Source organism: Neisseria sp. Dent CA1/247, from assembly GCF_022870825.1.
GTDB classification, from domain to species: Bacteria; Pseudomonadota; Gammaproteobacteria; order Burkholderiales; family Neisseriaceae; genus Neisseria; species Neisseria zoodegmatis.
Window position 1 is genome coordinate 2,003,869 of sequence record NZ_CP091522.1, and the last position, 19,057, is coordinate 2,022,925.

The window sequence follows — 19,057 nt, forward strand, 5'->3', positions numbered from 1 at the left end:
TTCAGACGGCCTTACTGACGGTTTCCAACACTTCCTGCGCGTGCCCCGCTACTTTGACTTTGCGCCATTCGTGCTCGATTTCGCTTTGTTTGTTGAGTACGAAAGTGCTGCGTTCGATGCCGAGCGATTCTTTGCCGTAGAGTTTTTTCAGTTTGATCACATCGAACAGTTTGCACACGGTTTCGTCTTTGTCGCTGAGCAGTTCAAATTGGAAACCTTGTTTGGCACAAAAGTTCTGATGCGATTTCACGCCGTCGCGCGAGATGCCGACCACGGTGTAGCCGAGGGCTTTGAATTGGTCCAAGCGGGCGTTGAAGTCCAAGCCTTCGGTGGTGCAGCCGGGCGTGCTGTCTTTGGGGTAGAAATAAACCACCAGCGGCAGGTGTCCGTCGGATACGAAATCGCGCTCGGCGGAAGATGGCAGGGTAAAGCTGTATTGCGGCATGTCGTTCTCTTTCTCAATCGGTTTTCAGACGTCCTTTATCTTATACCATTCTGCGCTTACACCCAAAGGCCGTCTGAAAAAACGAATCAACCGGATAAAACCCCTACACCTCCCACCCGGCTTGGCTCCGGCATGACGAACCGCAATCAATCCGTCCGGTTAACAATCAATTCAAATTCAAATCTGCGGCCGTCTGAAAATTCCGGCACGGCTTTAGGCAGGCTTCCTTTATAATGGCGGAACTTTGTCAATAAAGGAAAACTGAAATGGGTGTTTTACACAGTTTGCTGGGCATGGCGGTGCTGGTGGCGATTGCGGTGCTGCTTTCCACCAACCGCAAGGCCATCAACATCCGCACGGTGGCCGGTGCGTTTCTGATTCAGGTGGCTCTGGGCGCATTGGTGCTGTATGTGTCGCAAGGACGCGATATGCTGCAAGGCGCGTCGAACGCCATCAGCAATGTGATTGCTTACGGCAACAACGGCGTGAGTTTTTTGTTTGGCGGCTTGGTGTCGGACAAAATGTTTGAAATGTTCGGCGGCGGCGGCTTTGTGTTTGCCCTGCGCGTGTTGCCGATGATTGTGTTTTTCTCATCGCTGATGGCGGTGCTGTACTACATCGGCGTGATGCAGGTGCTGATTAAAGTCATCGGCGGTTTTCTGCAAAAAGTGTTGGGCACATCGAAAGCCGAATCCATGTCGGCGGCGGCCAATATTTTCGTAGGCCAAACGGAAGCGCCGCTGGTGGTGCGCCCGTATATCCGCAGAATGACCGAATCGGAGCTGTTTGCCGTGATGAGCGGCGGTTTGGCTTCGGTGGCCGGTTCGGTGTTGGCCGGTTATGCCCAAATGGGCGTGCCGCTGCCCTATCTGATTGCCGCTTCGTTTATGGCGGCACCGGGCGGTTTGCTGTTCGCCAAACTGTTGGTACCCGAAACGGAAAAAACGCAAAACGATGAAGAAGTGTTGGCCGAAAATGAAGAAGACAAGCCGACCAACGTGATCGACGCGGCGGCCGGCGGTGCGGTAACCGGCGCGCAAATCGCCATTGCTGTGGGCGCGTCGCTGCTGGCATTCGTCGCTTTAATTGCCATGATCAACGGCATTATCGGCGGCATAGCGGGCTGGTTCGGCCACGGTGATTTGACCTTGCAGGCCATTCTGGGCTGGGTGTTTTCGCCGCTGGCTTGGATTATCGGCGTGCCGTGGCATGAGGCGGGTGTGGCAGGTTCGTTAATCGGGCAAAAAGTAGTGGTGAACGAATTTGTGGCCTATTCCGAATTTGTGAACTACTTGAAACCCGAATCGGCAGTTAAACTCACCGACACCACCAAAGCGATTATTTCTTTCGCGCTATGCGGATTTGCCAACTTGGGTTCGATTGCCGTATTGGTGGGCGGCTTGAGCATTATGGCGCCGAACCGCCGCAAAGACGTAGCCCGCTTGGGCATCAAAGCAGTGGTTGCCGGTTCGCTGTCTAACCTGATGAGCGCGGTGATTGCAGGCTTGTTTATCGGCTTGTCGGGCGTAAGTATCTTGTCGTAAAAGAATCTGGTTATTGGTGAGGCCGTCTGAAAGCAAACTTGTGAGCTTCGCTTTCAGACGGCCTCGTTACATCTGTTCTAATCAAATCACTATTGATCTAAAACTCAATCTCAAGCCGGCGTTACATGCTTTCTCAAGCCCGGCTAAAAACACCTCTGCTCTTCTTCCCAAACCATCGTCTGCAACAAAACAAACAGCCTGACGGCACAAAACCCGTCAGGCTGTTACTTCTTTCTATCCTAAAATCAAACCAACAATGGATTAAGAGCGTGTTTGCAACATCCAAGATTCGATTTTACGCGCATCGTTCACACGGCTCAGAGAAGAAGGCGCATTCAACAATACGATGGTTACAGGTTGGTTCTGCACTTTGGCCTTCACAACCATAGAACGGCCTGCCTCGCGGATATAACCGGTTTTCTGAAGCTCGATGTTCCAACCGCCCTCACGAACCAAAGCATTGCTGTTGCGATAGCTTTGCTGGCCTTTATGCGTGTAAACCGCGCGGTAGTTGGAAACGCTGTCGCGGCGGATAACCGGATATTTGCTCGCAGCCTGAACCATTTTGCTCAAATCGTTGGCCGTGGAAACATTGCGGAAATCCAAACCGGTCGGCTCGTAAAAACGGGTATTGCCCATGCCCAAGCTTTGCGCTTTGCGGTTCATCGCATCCACAAATGCAGACATACCGCCCGGATAGCTGCGGCCAAGCGCATGAGTAGCGCGGTTTTCACTGCTCATCAGGCTCAGATGCAAAAGCTCGCCGCGCGTCAGCGTAGTGCCCACCGCCAAACGGCTGCCCGTACCTTTCAGGCGGTCAATTTCAGCAGCGGTAATGGTAATCGGCTCGTTCATATTCTGATTCGCATCCAACACCACCATCGCAGACATCAATTTTGAAATCGAAGCAATCGGCATTACGCGGTTGGGATTTTTCTGAAACAGCACTTCGCCGGTTTTATTGTTCACGATCAAAGCAGATTGCGAAGACAGCAAGGGGCCTGCATAAGCGGCCTGTGCTTCAAGCTGGTCTTCAATTTTCATGGTCGCAAATGCGCCCAAGGGATCGCTTTCAACGGGGAAGTTCTGCTCCAAAAACTGACCCAGCACGTCCAAATCATCCGCTGCGGCAGGTAGGCTGAAAGCAGCCAAACCAATGCTCAAACAAGCTGCGGCAATTTTTTTGCTGATATTCATCATCGGCATTTTTCATCTTCCGTGTGTACTTAAGTTGAAACAAATGTGCCGCCATAACAAAGCTACTGTTTGGGCCTTATGACAACACGTTCTATCTGTAATTAGTAAATTATTGATTAAAACGGGCTTTGCTGTAAAGCCGAAAAATATATTTTCCCCCATTTAAACCATATTTTACCTTTTCAAACTATTAAATAAGCATAAAAAACTTCAAAAAACCTTACAATAAATAACTATATTTACTTTAACTAAGATTATTTAATATGTTGTATGAAGCTTACACTCAAAAGTGCTACCCTACTCCGCCTTACTTTCCAAATCATTAAAACCCGGCAAAAAGCACACCCCTTTCATTCTCTCAAAGCATTTATCCGCTTAGTTTGATAAACAAGCAGATACTTATTATACTTATCGGTTCAACCAAGCAAATTCTGCATCTTAAACATCACACAATAATCCTGAAGAAAATATAAATATGTCAGACGAAAAACGTTTCTGCTCGTTTTGCGGTAAACCTGAGCACGAAGTAAAAAACCTGATTGAAGGCGAAAAAGCTTTAATCTGCAACGAATGCGTGGAAACTTGCGGCATCATGCTCAAAGCCCAGCATGAAGATTCCGATATGCCCGCCGAAAACGCAGCGCAAGACCGTTTACCCACCCCTGCCGAAATCGTGGCCAATCTCAACGACCACGTTATCGGGCAAGAACAAGCCAAAAAAGCATTGGCCGTCGCCGTTTACAACCACTACAAACGCTTACGCCACCCGAAAAACAGCGAAAACGTAGAACTGTCCAAAAGCAATATTTTGCTCATCGGCCCCACAGGATCCGGTAAAACCCTATTGGCACAATCACTTGCACGCAAACTGGATGTACCTTTTGTGATGGCGGATGCAACTACGCTCACAGAAGCAGGTTATGTCGGCGAAGATGTAGAGCAAATCATTACCAAACTTTTGGGCAAGTGTGATTTCGATGTGGAGAAAGCCCAGCGCGGCATCGTATATATTGATGAAATCGACAAAATTTCCCGCAAAAGCGACAACCCTTCCATTACCCGCGACGTATCCGGCGAAGGCGTACAACAAGCATTGTTGAAACTGATTGAAGGAACGGTAGCTTCCGTACCTCCGCAAGGCGGCCGCAAACACCCCAATCAAGAATTCATCAATGTGGACACCACCAATATCTTGTTCATCTGCGGCGGTGCATTTGCAGGCTTGGAAAAAGTGATCCGCCAGCGTACCGAAAAAGGCGGCATCGGCTTCGGAGCGGTTGTGAGCAGTAAGGATGAAAATGCCGACATTACGGCACTGTTTGAAACCGTTGAGCCGGAAGACTTAATCAAATTCGGCTTGATTCCCGAACTGATCGGCCGTCTTCCCGTTATTGCCACGCTGGCCGAGCTTGATGAAGATGCCTTGATCAACATTCTGACCGAACCGAAAAACGCCCTTATCAAGCAATATCAAGCATTGTTTGCAATGGAAGGCGTAGAATTGGAAGTTTTGCCTTCCGCCCTGCGCAGCATTGCCAAACAAGCTATGGAGCGCAAAACCGGCGCCCGCGGCTTGCGTTCGATTGTCGAACGATGCCTGCTCGAGACTATGTATATCCTTCCCGACCTGAAAGAAGTCAAGAAAGTTGTGGTTAATGAGAATGTGATTGGAAAAGGCGAAAAGCCTAAGCTGTTGCTTTCAGACGGCACCGAATATCAAGAAGCCAATTCAAGCAAAAAGCCCGCTGCATAAAAGCCCATAAAAATTACCCCTTGATTGCCTAGTCTTTTTAACAATTTGGCAATCAAGGGATTTTTAAAAAATAAAAATATCAATTACTTAACATATCAATAAATCTGATTAGCCAACCAAATTCTGCTCCGCAGTCCCCAATAACTGCTTATCCCCGTCGTACTGTGTATCATTTTTCCATTCTTCACTATAACAATCGTGGGGGTGACTGCGATTTTCCAATGAGCCGAAATACTACCGTCCATATCGTTTACCGTTTCAAAACTCAAACCTTTATCACGCATGTAAGCCTGCACTTCTTGAGCAGAACCTGATTTCAAAGCGACACTCAACACAGGTATTCCCGATTGATGCAAACGCTGCACCACCGGAGAAGTATGACTGCAAATACCGCACCAACTACCCCAAAAATAGACCACAGCGGCACGATCTTTGCTGAGTTTGCTTAAACTGGTTTGCTTCTCATCCAGTAAAGAAAGAGGCTGCTCTGCAAACTCCAAAGGTTGCACAGGTTTACGCCACCAATCTACCGCAACAGAAATCAATAAAACCATTAAGGCCGTCTGAAAAATGCTTTTAAGCCAACGTTTTGCTTTTGAAGCCATTTATCTTAATCCTTTTGATCTTTCATCAAAAAACCTGAATGCACGATAATACTTCATCCCAAATACGGTTATTGTCCGTATGATCCTGCGTCCACCAACACAGCTCCATAATGGCCGAGGTATCGGAAAGTGCAATCACAGCAATTTCGAGATCTGAAATATCACTGCTGCAACATTTTTGAACAGAAGCAATAATTTGATTTTTTAACAGCCCCCATATCAGATGCCGCCGACAGACTGAAAGTTGTGTTTTAACAATATTTACTACTGGTATTAACGGTTACCGGCGAGATAAAAAGCTGGGCATTCGGAATCACAATGCATCTGCTATCATAAGTACACAGCGTAGTGGCGCGAATTTCTATATTTTCTACCGTTCCCTCAAACGAACCGGACACAATGCTGTCTCCGATTCTGAACAGTTTCACTCAAAAAGCAGCAGAATACCCGAAAGCAGATTTTGAAAAATATCTTTAAACACAAAACCAATCGCCACCGAACCGATACCTAATGCACTAATCAATTGTGCCGGCGTGAAATCGGGAATGGCAATCATCATCGCAGCCAAAAATCCGACAAATATAATTAACGCCCCGCCGATTCGTTGCAAAACCAGCAAAAGATTCATGCGCCCACTCAATCGGTTGGCAAACAGTTTGGCCGTTAACGACTTAAAAAGTTTGGATAAAAACCAAAACAGAATAAATACCGACAAAGCCAAAACCAGATACGGAACCCTCAACCAAAAAGCTTGAAGCATTGTCTGCACACTACCGGCCATGGTTTCATAATTACTCAAACTTTAGCTAATGCCGTTATTCAATTTTTCAAATGTGTTCGTCATCGCTTAATACATGGCTCAAGGCCGTCTGAAATTATTTTGTTTAGCTAAAAATGAATAAAGTGCATTCTATGAAAAACTTGCACTTCATACTTATTGCTCATTCCGTAAAATAAACCTCCAAGATAAAAAGCCGAAATCCCGATATTGGATTTCGACATCTTATCTTGGCACTCTGTCAGCTTCTGAATGATTATTGAGCTTTCAATTTGAAAATCATTAGCCGCCTATTTTTTCACAATCACCATCGGTAGCAAACCTTTCAGCAGAAGCAGCATTGCTACATCGGTAGGCCTCTCCGGAACTGCTCATCCACACTGCTTTTGTATAACCGCTATCTGCCTTGGGTTTGGCAATGAGATTGTAAGCGATACTGTCTCGAACAGGCATACTAACTTGAAAATCATATTTTCTTTTAACTTCTGCATCTATGTGGGATGCTCGTACCAAGGTTTGTAACTGGACTAGAGTTTTATAATTTGCCGGTTCTTTAATTCTTTGTGTTTTGATTTCATTATTGATATTAATCAATCCAACATGAGCCTGTGTAAGATGACCACGCTCAATGTAGTGCATATATGATGGAAATGCTATTACCGCAAGAATGCCGATCACGGCCACGGTTATCATCATTTCCAGCAAAGTAAAGCCTTTCTGCTTTGTATACTTTGTCATGACGCTCTCTCCCTAGTCTGCAGATACATACGACTGCAAAACTACAACGGTATTGGCATTTTTACCCCAAGCTTTAGCCGTAACACGGTAAATGACCGAACCGTCATTTTGAGTGCTGATATATTCGATAATATAGCGCGGATCTTGACTGGCTCCGGACTTGGGTAACGGTGTGCCTTTAGTATCTATATAAAGTTTAGCTCTGCTTCCACCATCACTTCTTTGCCACGCCTCTACTGAAGAATTACCGGCAACAACAATATCTCCGAAGCTACCTTCGGCACTACCGGCCGCTCTGCATCTGGCATTTTCACAGCTATCGGTAAATTGAATCACTCCGTCAAACTCTGCGATTTCCTTTTCTCCTGCCCTTAAAGCTGCCTCTGCCAGTGCCGCTGCAAATTTCCGGTCTGCGTCATTGGTGCTGATGCGCTGCTCGGTGTTGTAGGATTGTGTAGCACTAACAACGAAAAATGCCACAACAATCATCACCATCAGCACAATAAACAAAGAGAATCCTTGCTGTGCCGATTTATCCGCATAATTTACAGTGTACGGTTTGCGCATGAGTTCCCCCCCCTCACAGAAGCATTAATCGTGTAAATTTGGTTTGGGTCTTGAGTGCCACCATTCAAAGTCATTTGTATTAATGCCGGCATTTTTGACAATTTGGAAGAATATTCAAATGTTTCAAACTTTGTCTTATCCGGTAGTATTTCTTTCGGGCAATTATTCACATAGGTATATCTAAAATTAGCTCCTGTAACATCTCTGATCAATAATTGCGGACTTCCCCAATTATCACCCTCCAATTGGAAACGGAATAAACCTGACTGACCATTGATACTACCGGTTACATAAGCATTAACCACATAGTTCATAACCATCATTTCACTCTGCTGCTGAGTGGAAATACCCAATTCAGTTATCAGTGTATTTTGGGCAGGTACATTATCTGCAGCCGGACGGATTACCGTTTTGCAGCTACTGAAAACCAAAGGTTGGCTGCCCGCACCATTTGATGTAGCACTTATATTTCCTGATCCGGAACCGTATATGAATACCAAAGCATCAGAGCTTGCTGTAAACCCGACAGATTGGAATTGATTCCGTGGAACAGAGCGGACGGGCATCAGGTTGGAGGCATCATTCTCAAGCTTGAATATATTTGATGTTGACGTTGCGCTATTATCGTGAATAACTCTGTCACCTTTTTCGCCGATCAGGTTAAAACAGCCAAAACTGCCTGCCATACGCGCATCACGCACCACCATATTGGCCGCATTACGCAAATCTTGCTGAAACTTCAAACGGGTATCCGCTGCATTATTTAATTGGCGGGCAGTGAAATAACCCGAACTTACCGCAACCAACACAATCATGCTCAGCACGCTTGCCACGGCAAATTCAATCAGGCTGAAGCCTTTCTGCCCCTGCTTATGTGAAGTGTATAAATAAGACTGATATTTTTTCATTGCACATCACTCCGCCAAGCGTGCCTGATAGGTGTAAACGATTTTTTTACCGTTACTTTTCAAAGCTTGATTACTTTCCACTTTTTCCGCTTCCATTTCCCACAACACTTTCACAACCAAAGGATGGTTGTCGTTTCGCGAACAGAGGTGGCTGGGGGTGGCAGCATTATTTGAAATAGTCATCTCACGGCCTGAATTATCGTTGCAAATGATGTACCAAATATTTGCATTTGGTAATGCCTCGGAAAGGGCTGATTCGAAACGGCCCAAATGATCCTCCAATATTTGCCTTTTATTTAAAGAAGGGACACTATCGGGTTGGCACCATCTGCTTTGTCGGCAAGACCTGACTTTAATAGGATTTGAAAATCGATAACTTATCGCACCGGCATTCCCCTCCACAAAAATTTTATTGTTGTCATAACTTTTCACTACCCAGCCTTCCGGAGTTTGATCGTTTACTTTACCGGTACAGCGGGAATCCCCCAGATTGTCCTTGCTGCACAATGTAGGGTTAATCAACATACTTTCCATTAAGTTCTGAACGGCCTGAGCAACAATGGTTTGACTCTCGGCCTCGTGAACACTGGCTACCGTTCTTAATTGGGTGGAAAGTAAAGCCAATACGCCTATCGCCAGCACAAACATCGCTATCAGTACTTCTATTAATGTCATACCGCGCTGCCGGATTTTCAGACGGCCTGTATATAGTTTTATCAATGAATTGTTAGGGACTTTCATTTTTAAGATTCTTGTTTGATTATCATAAATAATGAGAAAAGATTCAGCTTGATTCAGGCATAAGCGTTTATAACTATAATGAACTATTAAACACTCTTAAATTGACATAATTTTTTCATAACGTCTTGAGCACCTGTGCTGCCGTCTGAATTGCCCGAACAAACGGTTGCACGGCCGGCACTATCCAGTATAACGATGGTAGAACGCGCTTTTTTATCGCTTTCGCTGACAGCCGAGGCATCAGTAAGGGAAATTTTCACAAACCCTGTTGACGGTTTCAATTTATCGGTAACTTTGGCTTTATGACCGAATGTACCGTCCGGCATAAATCCCCATATTTGATTTTGACCTATATGCTTGGTACTGAAATCATGGTTATCAACCTGATAAGCCACTCTCTGATTATTAGGAGAATTTAAAATCACAGTACGCAAATCCGTATCTCTACTCCGCTCGTATGAACCGCTTTTGTCATTATCTGCAAACGCAGCCAAGCCTTGACCGGCATAGGTTTTCATATCGCAATATTTATCAGGATTGCCGTCTTTTCTTATTTGAACAGGACATACATACACGATAGAATTCAAACGAACCGCTTCGGAGCGTGCAAAACGCAAAAGATTGGCCACCTGTTCCGCCTTACTCGCTGCGCGGCGAGAAGCGATCCATTGGCTCATATTGGGGAGGGCAATTGTGGCCATAATGGCGACAATTGCTATGACAATCAGTAATTCTACTAAAGTAAAACCTTTATTCCGTAAGCGCATAAGTGAGCCTGGTAACGTTATTGGAGTAATGTATTTCATGAATAAGGCCGTTTTACACAGCCTTAGAGGCAGTTTGTATCGGTGCGGCTATGGGGTTCACAGCATAAAAAATAAATATATCAACACCTTGCAAACTAAAATGTTCCACTCTATTTACGACTCATTTTTAACTTAATGCCGCCTTAAATAGTTTTGTTTAATTTTGTTTACCATTGTAAACGATAATATAACGGCATACCTAGTAAAAAATGAAATCAGTCTTCTTGATCATTTTAATCTGTATCAATCTTCCATCATTGCCGCTTCCGGTATATATGCGGCATTTTCAAATTTCGTAAACTGGCCGATAAAGGTGAGAAATACTTTTCCGGTCGGCCCGTTACGGTGTTTCCCTATAATACATTCTGCCAATCCTTTAAATTGTGTTTCGGCATTATAGTATTCATCACGATACATAAACATAATCAAATCAGCGTCTTGCTCGATAGCTCCTGACTCACGCAAGTCTGACATCATGGGGCGTTTATCGGTACGTTGCTCCACCGTCCGGCTTAATTGGGACAAGGCAATAACCGGCACTTGCAGCTCTTTGGCCAATGCTTTCAACGAACGGGAAATTTCACCCAACTCTGCCGCCCGGTTATCGCTACGGCCTGAACCTGCCATCAGCTGAAGATAGTCGATCACAATCAGCCCCAATTTTCCGTTAAACTGGCGCGCCAAGCGACGTGCGCGCGCACGCAACTCCAGCGCCGTTAATCCGGGGGTTTCATCAATAAACATCGGTGCGTGAGTTAATTTCAACACAGCCTCATTCAGACGGCCCCAATGCTCATCTTCCAAACGGCCTGTTTTCAAAACATGCTGATCAAGCCGCCCGACCGAGCCGAGCATACGCATCACCAACTGGGCGCCGCCCATTTCCATTGAAAACACGGCCACCGGCAGTTTTGATTCAACAGCTACATGTTCGGCAATATTGATAGAAAATGCCGTTTTACCCATAGACGGACGACCTGCCACAATAATCAAGTCGCCGGGTTGAAGCCCTGATGTTTTTTTGTCCAAATCAATAAAACCCGTGGCAATACCGGTTACTTCATCAGGATTATCACGCCCATAAAGCATATCGATACGGGCAACCACTTCTTTCAGCAAAGCCGGCATTTCCAAGAAACCCTGTTTAGACTTGGCCGTACTTTCTGCAATTTGAAAGACTTTATTTTCGGCCTCATCCAATAGCTGCCCCGCATCACGCCCCTGAGGATTGTATGCACTGCGGGCAATTTCCGTACCGACTTCGGCAAGCTGGCGCATAATCGACCGCTCTCTAACGATTTCGGCATAGCGGCGTATATTGGCCGCAGACGGCGTATTTTGAGCTAAAGAAATCAAATAGTTGAAACCACCTGCGGCTTCTAATTCATCATTTCGCTCTAACGCTTCCTGGACGGTAATCACATCGGCAGGACGGCTCTCATTAATCAACGCAGCAATGTTGCGGAAAATCAGGCGGTGCTCGTGGCGGTAGAAGTCTTCCGCACTAACGACATCGGCAATTCTGTCCCACGCTGCATTTTCCAACAGCAAGCCCCCCAGCACCGACTGCTCCGCCTCCATAGAATGCGGCGGCAGTGAAAGGGCCGTTACCTCACGGTCTGTTTCAGACGGCATCATATCGCTGTAATCATTCATGGTTTTACCTTTCAAAGCCTTAATATGGTGGGACTTAGTTTGCAGCATTAGACACAAAGCCAATCATTGTGTCCAATCATCAATTGAAGAGAAGCGGGAAATTATAGCCTAAATCAGCAAAGCTCCGTGACCCGTTAGTCAGCATCAATGTTTGATTTACCTTGTGGTCAGTTTATCTAACCATAGCAAAGGTACATACATTTTTCAGACGGCCTTAATCATCCTTCAACTAGGACTAATATCACAAGCCATCGATCTATCATGTCAAATTACTTCAATAAAAACAAAACGCCCTTCCAAAAGGAAAGGCGTTCAGCAAACTAAAGCAAATTATTTAGCTGAAGATGCAGCAGACGCAGTAGCAGCCGCTTCTGAAGCAGCACCTTGAGCAGCTTGCTCGCCCCATGACGCAGGGTATTTATAGCCGGCAAAGCGCTGTTTGGCATAAGACTTGAATTCATCAGAATTATAAGCCTCAGCAACATCTTTAACCCATTGGCTGTCTTTATCGGCAGTTTTCACAGCAGCCCAGTTTACATAAGCAAAGCTCGGCTCTTGGAATAAAGTTTCGGTCAACCTCATGCCGCTGCTCATAGCGTAGTTGCCGTTCACAACAGCAAAATCGACGTCGGCACGGCTGCGGGGCAGTTGAGCAGCTTCCAGCTCAACAATTTTGATTTTTTTCAGGTTTTCAGCAATATCGTTTTTAGACGCAGTCAACGGATTAACGCCGTCTTTCAACTTAACCCAGCCCAAATCGTTCATCATCACCAAAGCGCGGGCAAAGTTGGAAGGATCATTGGGAGCAGAAACGCTGCTGCCTTCTTTAACTTCATCCAATGATTTTAATTTACCGGGATAGAGACCCAGCGGAGCAGTCGGCACTTGGAATACTTCGGTAATGTCTAATTTATGCTCTTTTTTGAAGTCGTCCAAATAAGGTTTGTGTTGGAATACGTTGATGTCCAACTCACCTTCCGCCAAAGCCTGATTCGGGCGTACATAATCGGTAAACTCAATCAGCTTAACGGTATAGCCTTTTTTCTCCAGCGAAGGTTTGATTTGCTCTTTCACCATATCGCCGAAGTCGCCAACCGTTGTACCGAATACGATTTCTTTTTTCTCAACCGCAGCAGCGCCGCCGGCCGAAGCGTTGGAAGCTGCGGGAGCCGTTTCCTTTTGGCTTTGACCGCCGCAGGCAGCCAATGCGAATGCTACTGCACCGACAGAAAAAGTTTTAAACAAAGCAGATGCTTGCATAATCAAATACTCCTTGAGGTAAATGTGTAAAAAGTAAGATTATGCCGCCTGAAGATTCAGACGGCCTTATAAACAGGTTTACCGCTTATCCAATTTACGGGAAATAAAATTGCCCAAACTTTGAATCAAAATAACCAACAACACCAAAATGGCGACAATAAAAATAATGACTTCAGTTTGATAGCGATAATAGCCATAACGGATAGCCAAATCACCCAAACCGCCGCCGCCAATCATGCCCGCAGCAGCACTGTAAGACAACAAACCGATAGCCAGCACGGTAATGCTCGACACCATGCCCGCACGTGCTTCGTTGAGCAACACTTTGCGGATAATCGTCATCGGAGTCGCACCCATACTGCTGGCCGCCTCAATCACACCACGAGGAACTTCACGAAGATTTTGCTCAACCAAACGGGCGAAATAAAACATACCTGAAACGCTCAACACCAACGAAGCCGCCACCGGGCCAATCGTGCTGCCGACAATCGCTCTCGTCGCCGGAATCATAGCAATCATCAAAATCACAAACGGGAAGGCGCGCATCAAATTAACCAAATTGTCCCACACCAAATTGACGGGGCGGTTATAGTGAAGCTGGCGGTTGGCCGTTACAAACAAAAACACACCCAGCAATGTGCCGAATAGGGTGGCAAAAGTGGTCGAAAGCCCTACCATAATGAAGGTTTCCCACAGAGCCTGCACGATTTCACCGCGCATGCTGCTAATATTTTCAACTGCCTGAGCGAAGGTCATATCTGCCATATCAATCCTCCCTCACCAACTCACAGCCGATTTCCGAACGTGCATGAATTTGATTATTTTCAACGTTCACCACTTCCACGATTTTTCCCTGATGAAGCAGTGCCGCGCGGTCACACAAGCGACGGATAACGCTCATTTCATGGGTTACAATGACAATTGTTACGTTGAAACGCTTATTGATGTCTTCCAAACATTCCAACACGCTTCGGGTCGTGGCAGGATCAAGTGCGGAAGTCGGTTCGTCGGCAAGAATGACTTTAGGGCTGGAAGCCAGCGCACGCGCAATGCCCACCCTTTGCTTCTGCCCGCCTGAAAGCTGTGCCGGATAATGTTCCGCACGGTTTTCCAAGCCGACAATTTCCAAACACTCTGCAACACGCTTTTTAATCTTTTCAGACGGCCACCCGGCAATCTCAAGCGGGAACGCCACATTATCGGCAACCGTTCTATTGCTTAACAAATTAAACTGTTGAAACACCATGCCGATATTCTGGCGCGCCTTACGCAAAGCAGCCGCGCTCAATGCAGTCAGCTCTTCTCCGCCCACAGTTACTTTACCCGTATCCGGGCGTTCCAATAAGTTAATCAAGCGCAAAAGAGTGGATTTCCCCGCTCCCGAATAACCCATCAAACCAAATATCTCACCTGCTTTAATTTCCAACGTAGTCGGCTCTACCGCAGTAAACCATGACTTATCACGGTTTTGATAACGCTTGGAAACATTGTCCAAAATAATCATAAACTTTCCAACACATACAACAAAAGCCCGATGTGTAACACAGCGGGCCGGAATCACAAAACGAAGGGCTGCGAACTGCAACCTTACGCTTTAGCTGTTTAACGCCCGCAAGCTGTATCAAATCGGCGAATCAATTTCAGTTCGGCAATATTACTGCAAGGCGGCCGTTAAATCAAGTTTACACATGTGAATTTAAATACAAAAATATACTCGGCATCCCAAGAGCAACAGGCCGTCTGAAAACCTTCAACATCTGCTTATTTATTGAAAACACCCCGAGAGCTATAATGAAAAGAAGTAAAAATTATTTTTGATACAAAAAGTTGGAGGAAGAAATCATGCTTTCAAAATCAATTATGCTGACCACCCTAGCCCTCATCCTTACTGCATGTAGCTCTAATGCCGAAATCCAAGCTTTACAAAACAAATTATCCGAAGCGGAGACTGCTGTAAAACTTTCTGCCGAAAATACCAAAAGGCTGGAAAGCACCTATTCCGATATTTATTTCGACTTAAACAGCTTAACCGTAGAAAATTTTAAAGCCAAAGTAGCCAAAGGGGATGTATTTTACGCTTATATCGGCCGCCCCAGCTGTGGAGACTGCAATACCTTCGAGCCTATGCTCAAACGCTATATTCACAAGCATCAGTTGCATAACAAAATCTACTATGTGAATGTACACAGGCTCAATCAAGACAAACCGGCTTGGACTGCTTTCAAAACACAATACGGCTTAAGCGGCACACCTGTTTTAGCCAAATACGGACACGGCAAACAGCTCAATAAATTGGATTTTGAAGATAACAACGGCATCAGCCGCGAAGAATTAGAAAAATGGTTGGCACGCAATAAGTTGTGATGTATTTTGAATGCTATTTTCTCATTTAAATCAACTACAATACTGTCAAACGCAATGAAAGCGTATTGCAAAGTCGCCATATAACAGCAACTCAGGTTTTCATCGTCAAACCAAAGAGGGCATGAAACACAGCATTCACGCCCTCTTAAATTTTTCAAAAGAATTTTAGTTCAGCGGGCTTTCATCACTCATACACTACACCTGCCATCAGCATTTCTGTATTTAAATCACCGTAAGATTGCTCCCATGCTTGGGCAGCTTCTATCGCAGAACATTTTTGAGCAAAACTCTGCTGAGATGAGTTCATTTGTTCGAACACAACATGATTCAATTCCGCACATTCACTCGAGAATAAAGCAGCTTTAGCTTCTTGATAGCCATTTGTCGCCACAAGGAATACTACTGTAAATAAGCTTAATAAAGCCAAATTCTTACTTTTCTTCATCATCATATTGCTCCCGTCAACTAAACTGAATCTCTGCAAGCATACTTTTGAGAAGTAAATTTTAGCTTTTCAAAAGTAAAGTTAGAAAATATTTAATAAGATAAAATTAAACACACCAAACCGTATAAATCACACTTACAGTTTCATTAAATCTCAGATGAAGCACATTTTAATAAGACAAATCTAAATAATCAATACTTTTTCTTATTTTAATTTTAATTTGTCTTACTTTTTACTCAAAACTAAAGTAAAATAAAGTTCAATGGTTGGAAAATATAAAAAAACATACTCCGCAAGGAATAAAAGATGGACACATTTAAAGATAGATTAGCTTTTCTTTGGAAAGACGAAGCCCGCCAAGCTAAAATTGCCGCCGACATTGATATGACTATCGCGGGATTCAGTCGCATTTGGAACGAAGGCGGCCTCCCCAAAGCTGAAACATTAAAAAAAATCAAGCAATTGAAAGGATGCAGTATTGATTGGCTGCTCACCGGAGAAGGAGAGCCGTTCCCCGATGCTTCTACTGCCACAGCTGCCTGTGTACAAGACACACTAGGTAATCCAGTTGATATTGAAGAATTTGTTTTTGTACCGCGCTATGATATCCAAGCGGCTGCCGGGCATGGCCGGCTGGTAGATGATGAAAAACCCGTGTTCAGCATGGCATTCCGCCGTTATTGGATTGAAAACTACGTTACTCGAGACACTAAAAATCTTTCCGTTATTTCAGTAAAAGGTGATTCGATGGAAGGCGTACTCAACGACGGCGATTCCATACTGATCAACCACGGAGAAACCACGCCGCGCGACGGCCTGTATGTACTCCGCTTAAATGAAAATTTATTGGTCAAACGCCTTCAATTAATGCCCGGCGGTATCGTTAACGTGATTTCGGCCAATGAGGCGTATCCTACTTTTGAAATCAATCTCAATAAGATGACGGACGATGTCGCCATTATCGGAAGAGTTGAATGGTTTGGGCGTAGCATTTAAAACCATCGACAGCAAATATTTTCTCTGAATGAAGTATTGCAAGGTATTGAGGCCGTCTGAAAAAACAGACAGCCTTCAGTTTAGGCAAACACTTTCCATCAGAATCCATTAAAATAGCAGGCTTTATTTTTCAGACGGCCTTATATATGTTGGTATTGGGAATAGAATCTTCTTGTGATGAAACCGGTGTAGCTTTATACGACACAGAACGCGGCTTATTGGCGCACCAATTACACACGCAAATGGCCATGCACGCAGAATACGGCGGCGTGGTACCCGAACTTGCCAGCCGAGACCACATCCGCAGGCTCGTTCCTCTAACACAAAGCTGCCTAAAGCAAGCCGGAGTGCAGTATGCCGATTTGGATGCCATAGCCTTTACACAAGGCCCCGGGCTGGGCGGTGCATTGCTCGCAGGTTCAAGCTACGCCAACGCATTAGCATTCGCACTCAACATTCCCGTTATCCCCGTTCATCATCTCGAAGGCCACTTGCTTTCCCCCCTACTCTCTGAAGAGCGGCCTGCATTCCCGTTTGTTGCCTTACTGGTATCGGGAGGTCACACACAATTCATGGCGGTGCAAGATATTGGTAACTATACTTTGTTAGGTGAAAGTGTTGATGATGCAGCCGGTGAAGCTTTTGATAAAACAGCCAAACTGTTGGATCTTCCCTACCCCGGAGGCGCCAAGCTTTCACAGCTTGCCAAAGAGGGGATACCGGAGGTGTTTCATTTCCCCCGACCTATGCTGCACTCCCATGATTTACAAATGAGTTTTTCCGGCTTAAAAACGGCTGTACTTACTGCTGTTCAAAAAGTCCGAGAAGAAAATAACGGCAACATACCCGACCAAACCCGCAATGATATATGTCGAGAGTTTCAAGATGCCGTAGTGGAGGTGTTAACAGCCAAAGCACATAAAGCACTACTTGATACAGGTTTTCGCACATTGGTTGTTGCGGGCGGGGTTGGTGCAAACTGGAAACTGCGTGAAGCGCTAGGCAGCTTGAAAGTACAACCGCCCCATACGAAAGGTAAATCCAAACCTGTACCAGAACCGGTAAAGGTATATTTTCCACCGATGGAATATTGTACTGACAACGGAGCTATGATTGCTTTTGCCGGAGCCATGCGTCTGCAAAAAGCCCAAAAAGCCGGCGTTTTCAACGTCAAACCGCGATGGCCGCTAACCGACATAATGAACTCTTAAATTAAATCCTTAGGATTTAATTTCGAAGATAAACCAATTGATATAAAAACACCCGGCCATACCGGGTGTTTTATTTATTTGCATCTCAGAAAATGCCAACTTAGATATTTTCAGGATCGTTTAGTGCATTGATGCTGTAACCGCCATCCACATAAGTGATTTCACCGGTAATACCTGAAGCCAAATCAGAAAGCAGGAACGCGGCAGTATTACCCACCTCTGCAATCGTTACATTACGGCCAAGCGGATTGTGCGATGCTACATGGTTCAGCAGTTTACTGAAATCCGCAATACCGGAAGCAGCCAATGTTTTAATCGGGCCCGCTGAAATACCGTTACAGCGAATACCTTCTTTTCCTAAACAAGCCGCAGTAAAGCGGATACCGGCTTCAAGGCTCGCTTTAGCCATGCCCATAACATTGTAATGAGGAATGGCTCTAACGGCGCCAAGATAGGTCAAAGCCAATATCGAACCATTTCTACCTTGCATCATTGGGCGAGCTGCTTTTGCCAATGCAGGCAAACTATAAGCAGAAACTTCATGAGCAATTTTAAAAGCTTCTCGGCTGATGCTGTCTAAAAAATCACCGTCCAATGCTTCACGCGGTGCAAAACCAATAGAATGAACCAAGCCATCCAGTCCATCCCAAACTTTACCCAAGTCGGCAAATGTTCGTTCGATTTCTTCATCACTTTGTACATCGCAACGGAATACCAAGTCGGAACCTAACTCCGCCGCCATTTTACGCACACGATCTTCCAATTTGTCTACAACATACGTAAAAGCCAAATCGGCACCCTGCTCTCGACATGCTTTGGCAATACCGTAAGCAATGGAGCGCTCGGAAATCATACCGGTAATCAGAATTTTTTTGCCTTGCAGAAAACCCATGCTCATTATCCTTAATAGTGTTTTTGCGGATTAACTAAACGGCGCATTATATCAAAATCAGTAAGTTAAGCATAGAAAATAGAAAGTATAGCCAAAACCTTCATTTATGGATCTTGGTTATAAGCCTTAGCTTTGCATAATGCAGTTTAAG

At 45.2% G+C, this 19,057-nt stretch carries 21 protein-coding genes; 5 read left to right on the forward strand and 16 right to left on the reverse strand.

Translation table 11 applies throughout. The features are described 5' to 3' along the window. Position 1 precedes the first annotated feature (1 nt). Positions 2-445, reverse strand: a complete 444-nt coding sequence (locus tag LVJ85_RS09860; protein ID WP_244739546.1) for a peroxiredoxin — start codon at positions 443-445, stop codon at positions 2-4. A gap of 266 nt (positions 446-711) precedes the next feature. On the opposite strand from LVJ85_RS09860, the gene LVJ85_RS09865 reads away from it, so the two are divergent. Next, positions 712-1,989 carry a NupC/NupG family nucleoside CNT transporter gene (locus tag LVJ85_RS09865; RefSeq protein WP_244739548.1) on the forward strand — a complete coding sequence of 426 codons (1,278 nt, stop codon included), beginning with the start codon at positions 712-714 and terminating at the stop codon, positions 1,987-1,989. Between the two features lie 261 nt (positions 1,990-2,250). On the opposite strand, the gene LVJ85_RS09870 is transcribed toward LVJ85_RS09865, so the two are convergent. Continuing rightward, on the reverse strand, positions 2,251-3,189 hold the full coding sequence (locus LVJ85_RS09870) for a serine hydrolase (RefSeq protein ID WP_370686958.1): 939 nt from the start codon (positions 3,187-3,189) through the stop codon (positions 2,251-2,253). A gap of 472 nt (positions 3,190-3,661) precedes the next feature. On the opposite strand from LVJ85_RS09870, the gene clpX reads away from it, so the two are divergent. After that, positions 3,662-4,939 carry an ATP-dependent Clp protease ATP-binding subunit ClpX gene (clpX, locus tag LVJ85_RS09875; RefSeq protein ID WP_244739557.1) on the forward strand — a complete coding sequence of 426 codons (1,278 nt, stop codon included), beginning with the start codon at positions 3,662-3,664 and terminating at the stop codon, positions 4,937-4,939. Positions 4,940-5,034: 95 nt separating this feature from the next. Here the strand turns inward: clpX and LVJ85_RS09880 are convergent, their stop codons facing one another. The 12 genes from LVJ85_RS09880 to LVJ85_RS09935 all read right to left on the reverse strand — a co-directional run bounded on the left by LVJ85_RS09880 (position 5,035) and on the right by LVJ85_RS09935 (position 14,502). After that, a complete protein-coding gene (locus tag LVJ85_RS09880; RefSeq protein WP_244739567.1) occupies positions 5,035-5,544 on the reverse strand; it encodes a protein disulfide oxidoreductase in 510 nt (169 codons plus the stop codon). 251 nt (positions 5,545-5,795) lie between these two features. Continuing rightward, positions 5,796-5,972: a mechanosensitive ion channel domain-containing protein gene (locus LVJ85_RS13485; RefSeq protein WP_370686911.1), complete on the reverse strand. Its 177-nt coding sequence runs from the start codon at positions 5,970-5,972 to the stop codon at positions 5,796-5,798. Further along, the gene (locus LVJ85_RS13350; protein WP_255733734.1) at positions 5,969-6,343 is read right to left on the reverse strand and encodes a mechanosensitive ion channel domain-containing protein; all 375 of its coding nucleotides are present in this window, start codon (positions 6,341-6,343) and stop codon (positions 5,969-5,971) included. Before LVJ85_RS13350 ends, LVJ85_RS13485 begins: the two co-directional genes overlap by 4 nt. Positions 6,344-6,604: 261 nt before the next feature. Next, a complete protein-coding gene (locus LVJ85_RS09890; RefSeq protein ID WP_304653898.1) occupies positions 6,605-7,060 on the reverse strand; it encodes a type IV pilin protein in 456 nt (151 codons plus the stop codon). A 12-nt stretch (positions 7,061-7,072) separates the two neighbouring features. After that, positions 7,073-7,627, reverse strand: coding sequence for a PilX N-terminal domain-containing pilus assembly protein (locus LVJ85_RS09900; RefSeq protein WP_244739569.1), 555 nt, complete (start codon positions 7,625-7,627; stop codon positions 7,073-7,075). Continuing rightward, a complete protein-coding gene (locus tag LVJ85_RS09905; protein WP_244739579.1) occupies positions 7,606-8,535 on the reverse strand; it encodes a PilW family protein in 930 nt (309 codons plus the stop codon). The genes LVJ85_RS09900 and LVJ85_RS09905 overlap by 22 nt, the downstream gene beginning before the upstream one ends. 6 nt (positions 8,536-8,541) lie before the next feature. Then, positions 8,542-9,276, reverse strand: a complete 735-nt coding sequence (gene pilV / locus LVJ85_RS09910) for a type IV pilus modification protein PilV (RefSeq protein ID WP_244739587.1) — start codon at positions 9,274-9,276, stop codon at positions 8,542-8,544. 86 nt (positions 9,277-9,362) lie between these two features. Continuing rightward, entirely contained in the window at positions 9,363-10,082 is a 720-nt protein-coding gene (locus tag LVJ85_RS09915) for a Tfp pilus assembly protein FimT/FimU (protein WP_244739594.1), read from the reverse strand. 243 nt (positions 10,083-10,325) lie between these two features. Further along, positions 10,326-11,738 carry a replicative DNA helicase gene (gene dnaB, locus LVJ85_RS09920; RefSeq protein ID WP_244739596.1) on the reverse strand — a complete coding sequence of 471 codons (1,413 nt, stop codon included), beginning with the start codon at positions 11,736-11,738 and terminating at the stop codon, positions 10,326-10,328. A gap of 330 nt (positions 11,739-12,068) precedes the next feature. Beyond that, positions 12,069-12,998 (reverse strand): MetQ/NlpA family ABC transporter substrate-binding protein, encoded by a 930-nt coding sequence (locus LVJ85_RS09925; protein WP_244739606.1) that lies wholly within the window; start codon positions 12,996-12,998, stop codon positions 12,069-12,071. A gap of 78 nt (positions 12,999-13,076) precedes the next feature. Beyond that, positions 13,077-13,763, reverse strand: coding sequence for a methionine ABC transporter permease (locus LVJ85_RS09930; protein WP_085364410.1), 687 nt, complete (start codon positions 13,761-13,763; stop codon positions 13,077-13,079). A gap of 1 nt (position 13,764) precedes the next feature. Beyond that, positions 13,765-14,502, reverse strand: coding sequence for a methionine ABC transporter ATP-binding protein (locus LVJ85_RS09935; RefSeq protein ID WP_085364411.1), 738 nt, complete (start codon positions 14,500-14,502; stop codon positions 13,765-13,767). A 338-nt stretch (positions 14,503-14,840) separates the two neighbouring features. Between LVJ85_RS09935 and LVJ85_RS09940 the strand changes: the two genes are divergently transcribed. Continuing rightward, positions 14,841-15,362 carry a co-chaperone YbbN gene (locus LVJ85_RS09940; protein WP_244739608.1) on the forward strand — a complete coding sequence of 174 codons (522 nt, stop codon included), beginning with the start codon at positions 14,841-14,843 and terminating at the stop codon, positions 15,360-15,362. A gap of 184 nt (positions 15,363-15,546) precedes the next feature. On the opposite strand, the gene LVJ85_RS09945 is transcribed toward LVJ85_RS09940, so the two are convergent. Then, positions 15,547-15,813, reverse strand: coding sequence for a hypothetical protein (locus LVJ85_RS09945; RefSeq protein WP_244739610.1), 267 nt, complete (start codon positions 15,811-15,813; stop codon positions 15,547-15,549). Between the two features lie 300 nt (positions 15,814-16,113). Between LVJ85_RS09945 and LVJ85_RS09950 the strand changes: the two genes are divergently transcribed. Continuing rightward, on the forward strand, positions 16,114-16,803 hold the full coding sequence (locus LVJ85_RS09950; protein WP_085364414.1) for a helix-turn-helix transcriptional regulator: 690 nt from the start codon (positions 16,114-16,116) through the stop codon (positions 16,801-16,803). A 146-nt stretch (positions 16,804-16,949) separates the two neighbouring features. After that, positions 16,950-18,014 carry a tRNA (adenosine(37)-N6)-threonylcarbamoyltransferase complex transferase subunit TsaD gene (tsaD, locus tag LVJ85_RS09955; RefSeq protein ID WP_244739612.1) on the forward strand — a complete coding sequence of 355 codons (1,065 nt, stop codon included), beginning with the start codon at positions 16,950-16,952 and terminating at the stop codon, positions 18,012-18,014. A 100-nt stretch (positions 18,015-18,114) separates the two neighbouring features. Here the strand turns inward: tsaD and fabI are convergent, their stop codons facing one another. Next, the gene (gene fabI / locus LVJ85_RS09960; RefSeq protein ID WP_085364416.1) at positions 18,115-18,906 is read right to left on the reverse strand and encodes an enoyl-ACP reductase FabI; all 792 of its coding nucleotides are present in this window, start codon (positions 18,904-18,906) and stop codon (positions 18,115-18,117) included. Between the last annotated feature and the right edge of the window lie 151 nt (positions 18,907-19,057).

What these genes read in the sequence shown, in the direction of transcription:
- LVJ85_RS09860 (WP_244739546.1), bottom strand. Translation starts at nt 445, where the DNA reads ATGCCGCAATACAGCTTTACCCTGCCATCTTCCGCCGAGCGCGATTTC.
- LVJ85_RS09865 (WP_244739548.1), top strand. Translation starts at nt 712, where the DNA reads ATGGGTGTTTTACACAGTTTGCTGGGCATGGCGGTGCTGGTGGCGATT.
- LVJ85_RS09870 (WP_370686958.1), bottom strand. Translation starts at nt 3,189, where the DNA reads ATGATGAATATCAGCAAAAAAATTGCCGCAGCTTGTTTGAGCATTGGT.
- clpX (WP_244739557.1), top strand. Translation starts at nt 3,662, where the DNA reads ATGTCAGACGAAAAACGTTTCTGCTCGTTTTGCGGTAAACCTGAGCAC.
- LVJ85_RS09880 (WP_244739567.1), bottom strand. Translation starts at nt 5,544, where the DNA reads ATGGCTTCAAAAGCAAAACGTTGGCTTAAAAGCATTTTTCAGACGGCC.
- LVJ85_RS09890 (WP_304653898.1), bottom strand. Translation starts at nt 7,060, where the DNA reads ATGACAAAGTATACAAAGCAGAAAGGCTTTACTTTGCTGGAAATGATG.
- LVJ85_RS09900 (WP_244739569.1), bottom strand. Translation starts at nt 7,627, where the DNA reads ATGCGCAAACCGTACACTGTAAATTATGCGGATAAATCGGCACAGCAA.
- LVJ85_RS09905 (WP_244739579.1), bottom strand. Translation starts at nt 8,535, where the DNA reads ATGAAAAAATATCAGTCTTATTTATACACTTCACATAAGCAGGGGCAG.
- pilV (WP_244739587.1), bottom strand. Translation starts at nt 9,276, where the DNA reads ATGAAAGTCCCTAACAATTCATTGATAAAACTATATACAGGCCGTCTG.
- LVJ85_RS09915 (WP_244739594.1), bottom strand. Translation starts at nt 10,082, where the DNA reads ATGAAATACATTACTCCAATAACGTTACCAGGCTCACTTATGCGCTTA.
- dnaB (WP_244739596.1), bottom strand. Translation starts at nt 11,738, where the DNA reads ATGAATGATTACAGCGATATGATGCCGTCTGAAACAGACCGTGAGGTA.
- LVJ85_RS09925 (WP_244739606.1), bottom strand. Translation starts at nt 12,998, where the DNA reads ATGCAAGCATCTGCTTTGTTTAAAACTTTTTCTGTCGGTGCAGTAGCA.
- LVJ85_RS09930 (WP_085364410.1), bottom strand. Translation starts at nt 13,763, where the DNA reads ATGGCAGATATGACCTTCGCTCAGGCAGTTGAAAATATTAGCAGCATG.
- LVJ85_RS09935 (WP_085364411.1), bottom strand. Translation starts at nt 14,502, where the DNA reads ATGATTATTTTGGACAATGTTTCCAAGCGTTATCAAAACCGTGATAAG.
- LVJ85_RS09940 (WP_244739608.1), top strand. Translation starts at nt 14,841, where the DNA reads ATGCTTTCAAAATCAATTATGCTGACCACCCTAGCCCTCATCCTTACT.
- LVJ85_RS09945 (WP_244739610.1), bottom strand. Translation starts at nt 15,813, where the DNA reads ATGATGATGAAGAAAAGTAAGAATTTGGCTTTATTAAGCTTATTTACA.
- LVJ85_RS09950 (WP_085364414.1), top strand. Translation starts at nt 16,114, where the DNA reads ATGGACACATTTAAAGATAGATTAGCTTTTCTTTGGAAAGACGAAGCC.
- tsaD (WP_244739612.1), top strand. Translation starts at nt 16,950, where the DNA reads ATGTTGGTATTGGGAATAGAATCTTCTTGTGATGAAACCGGTGTAGCT.
- fabI (WP_085364416.1), bottom strand. Translation starts at nt 18,906, where the DNA reads ATGGGTTTTCTGCAAGGCAAAAAAATTCTGATTACCGGTATGATTTCC.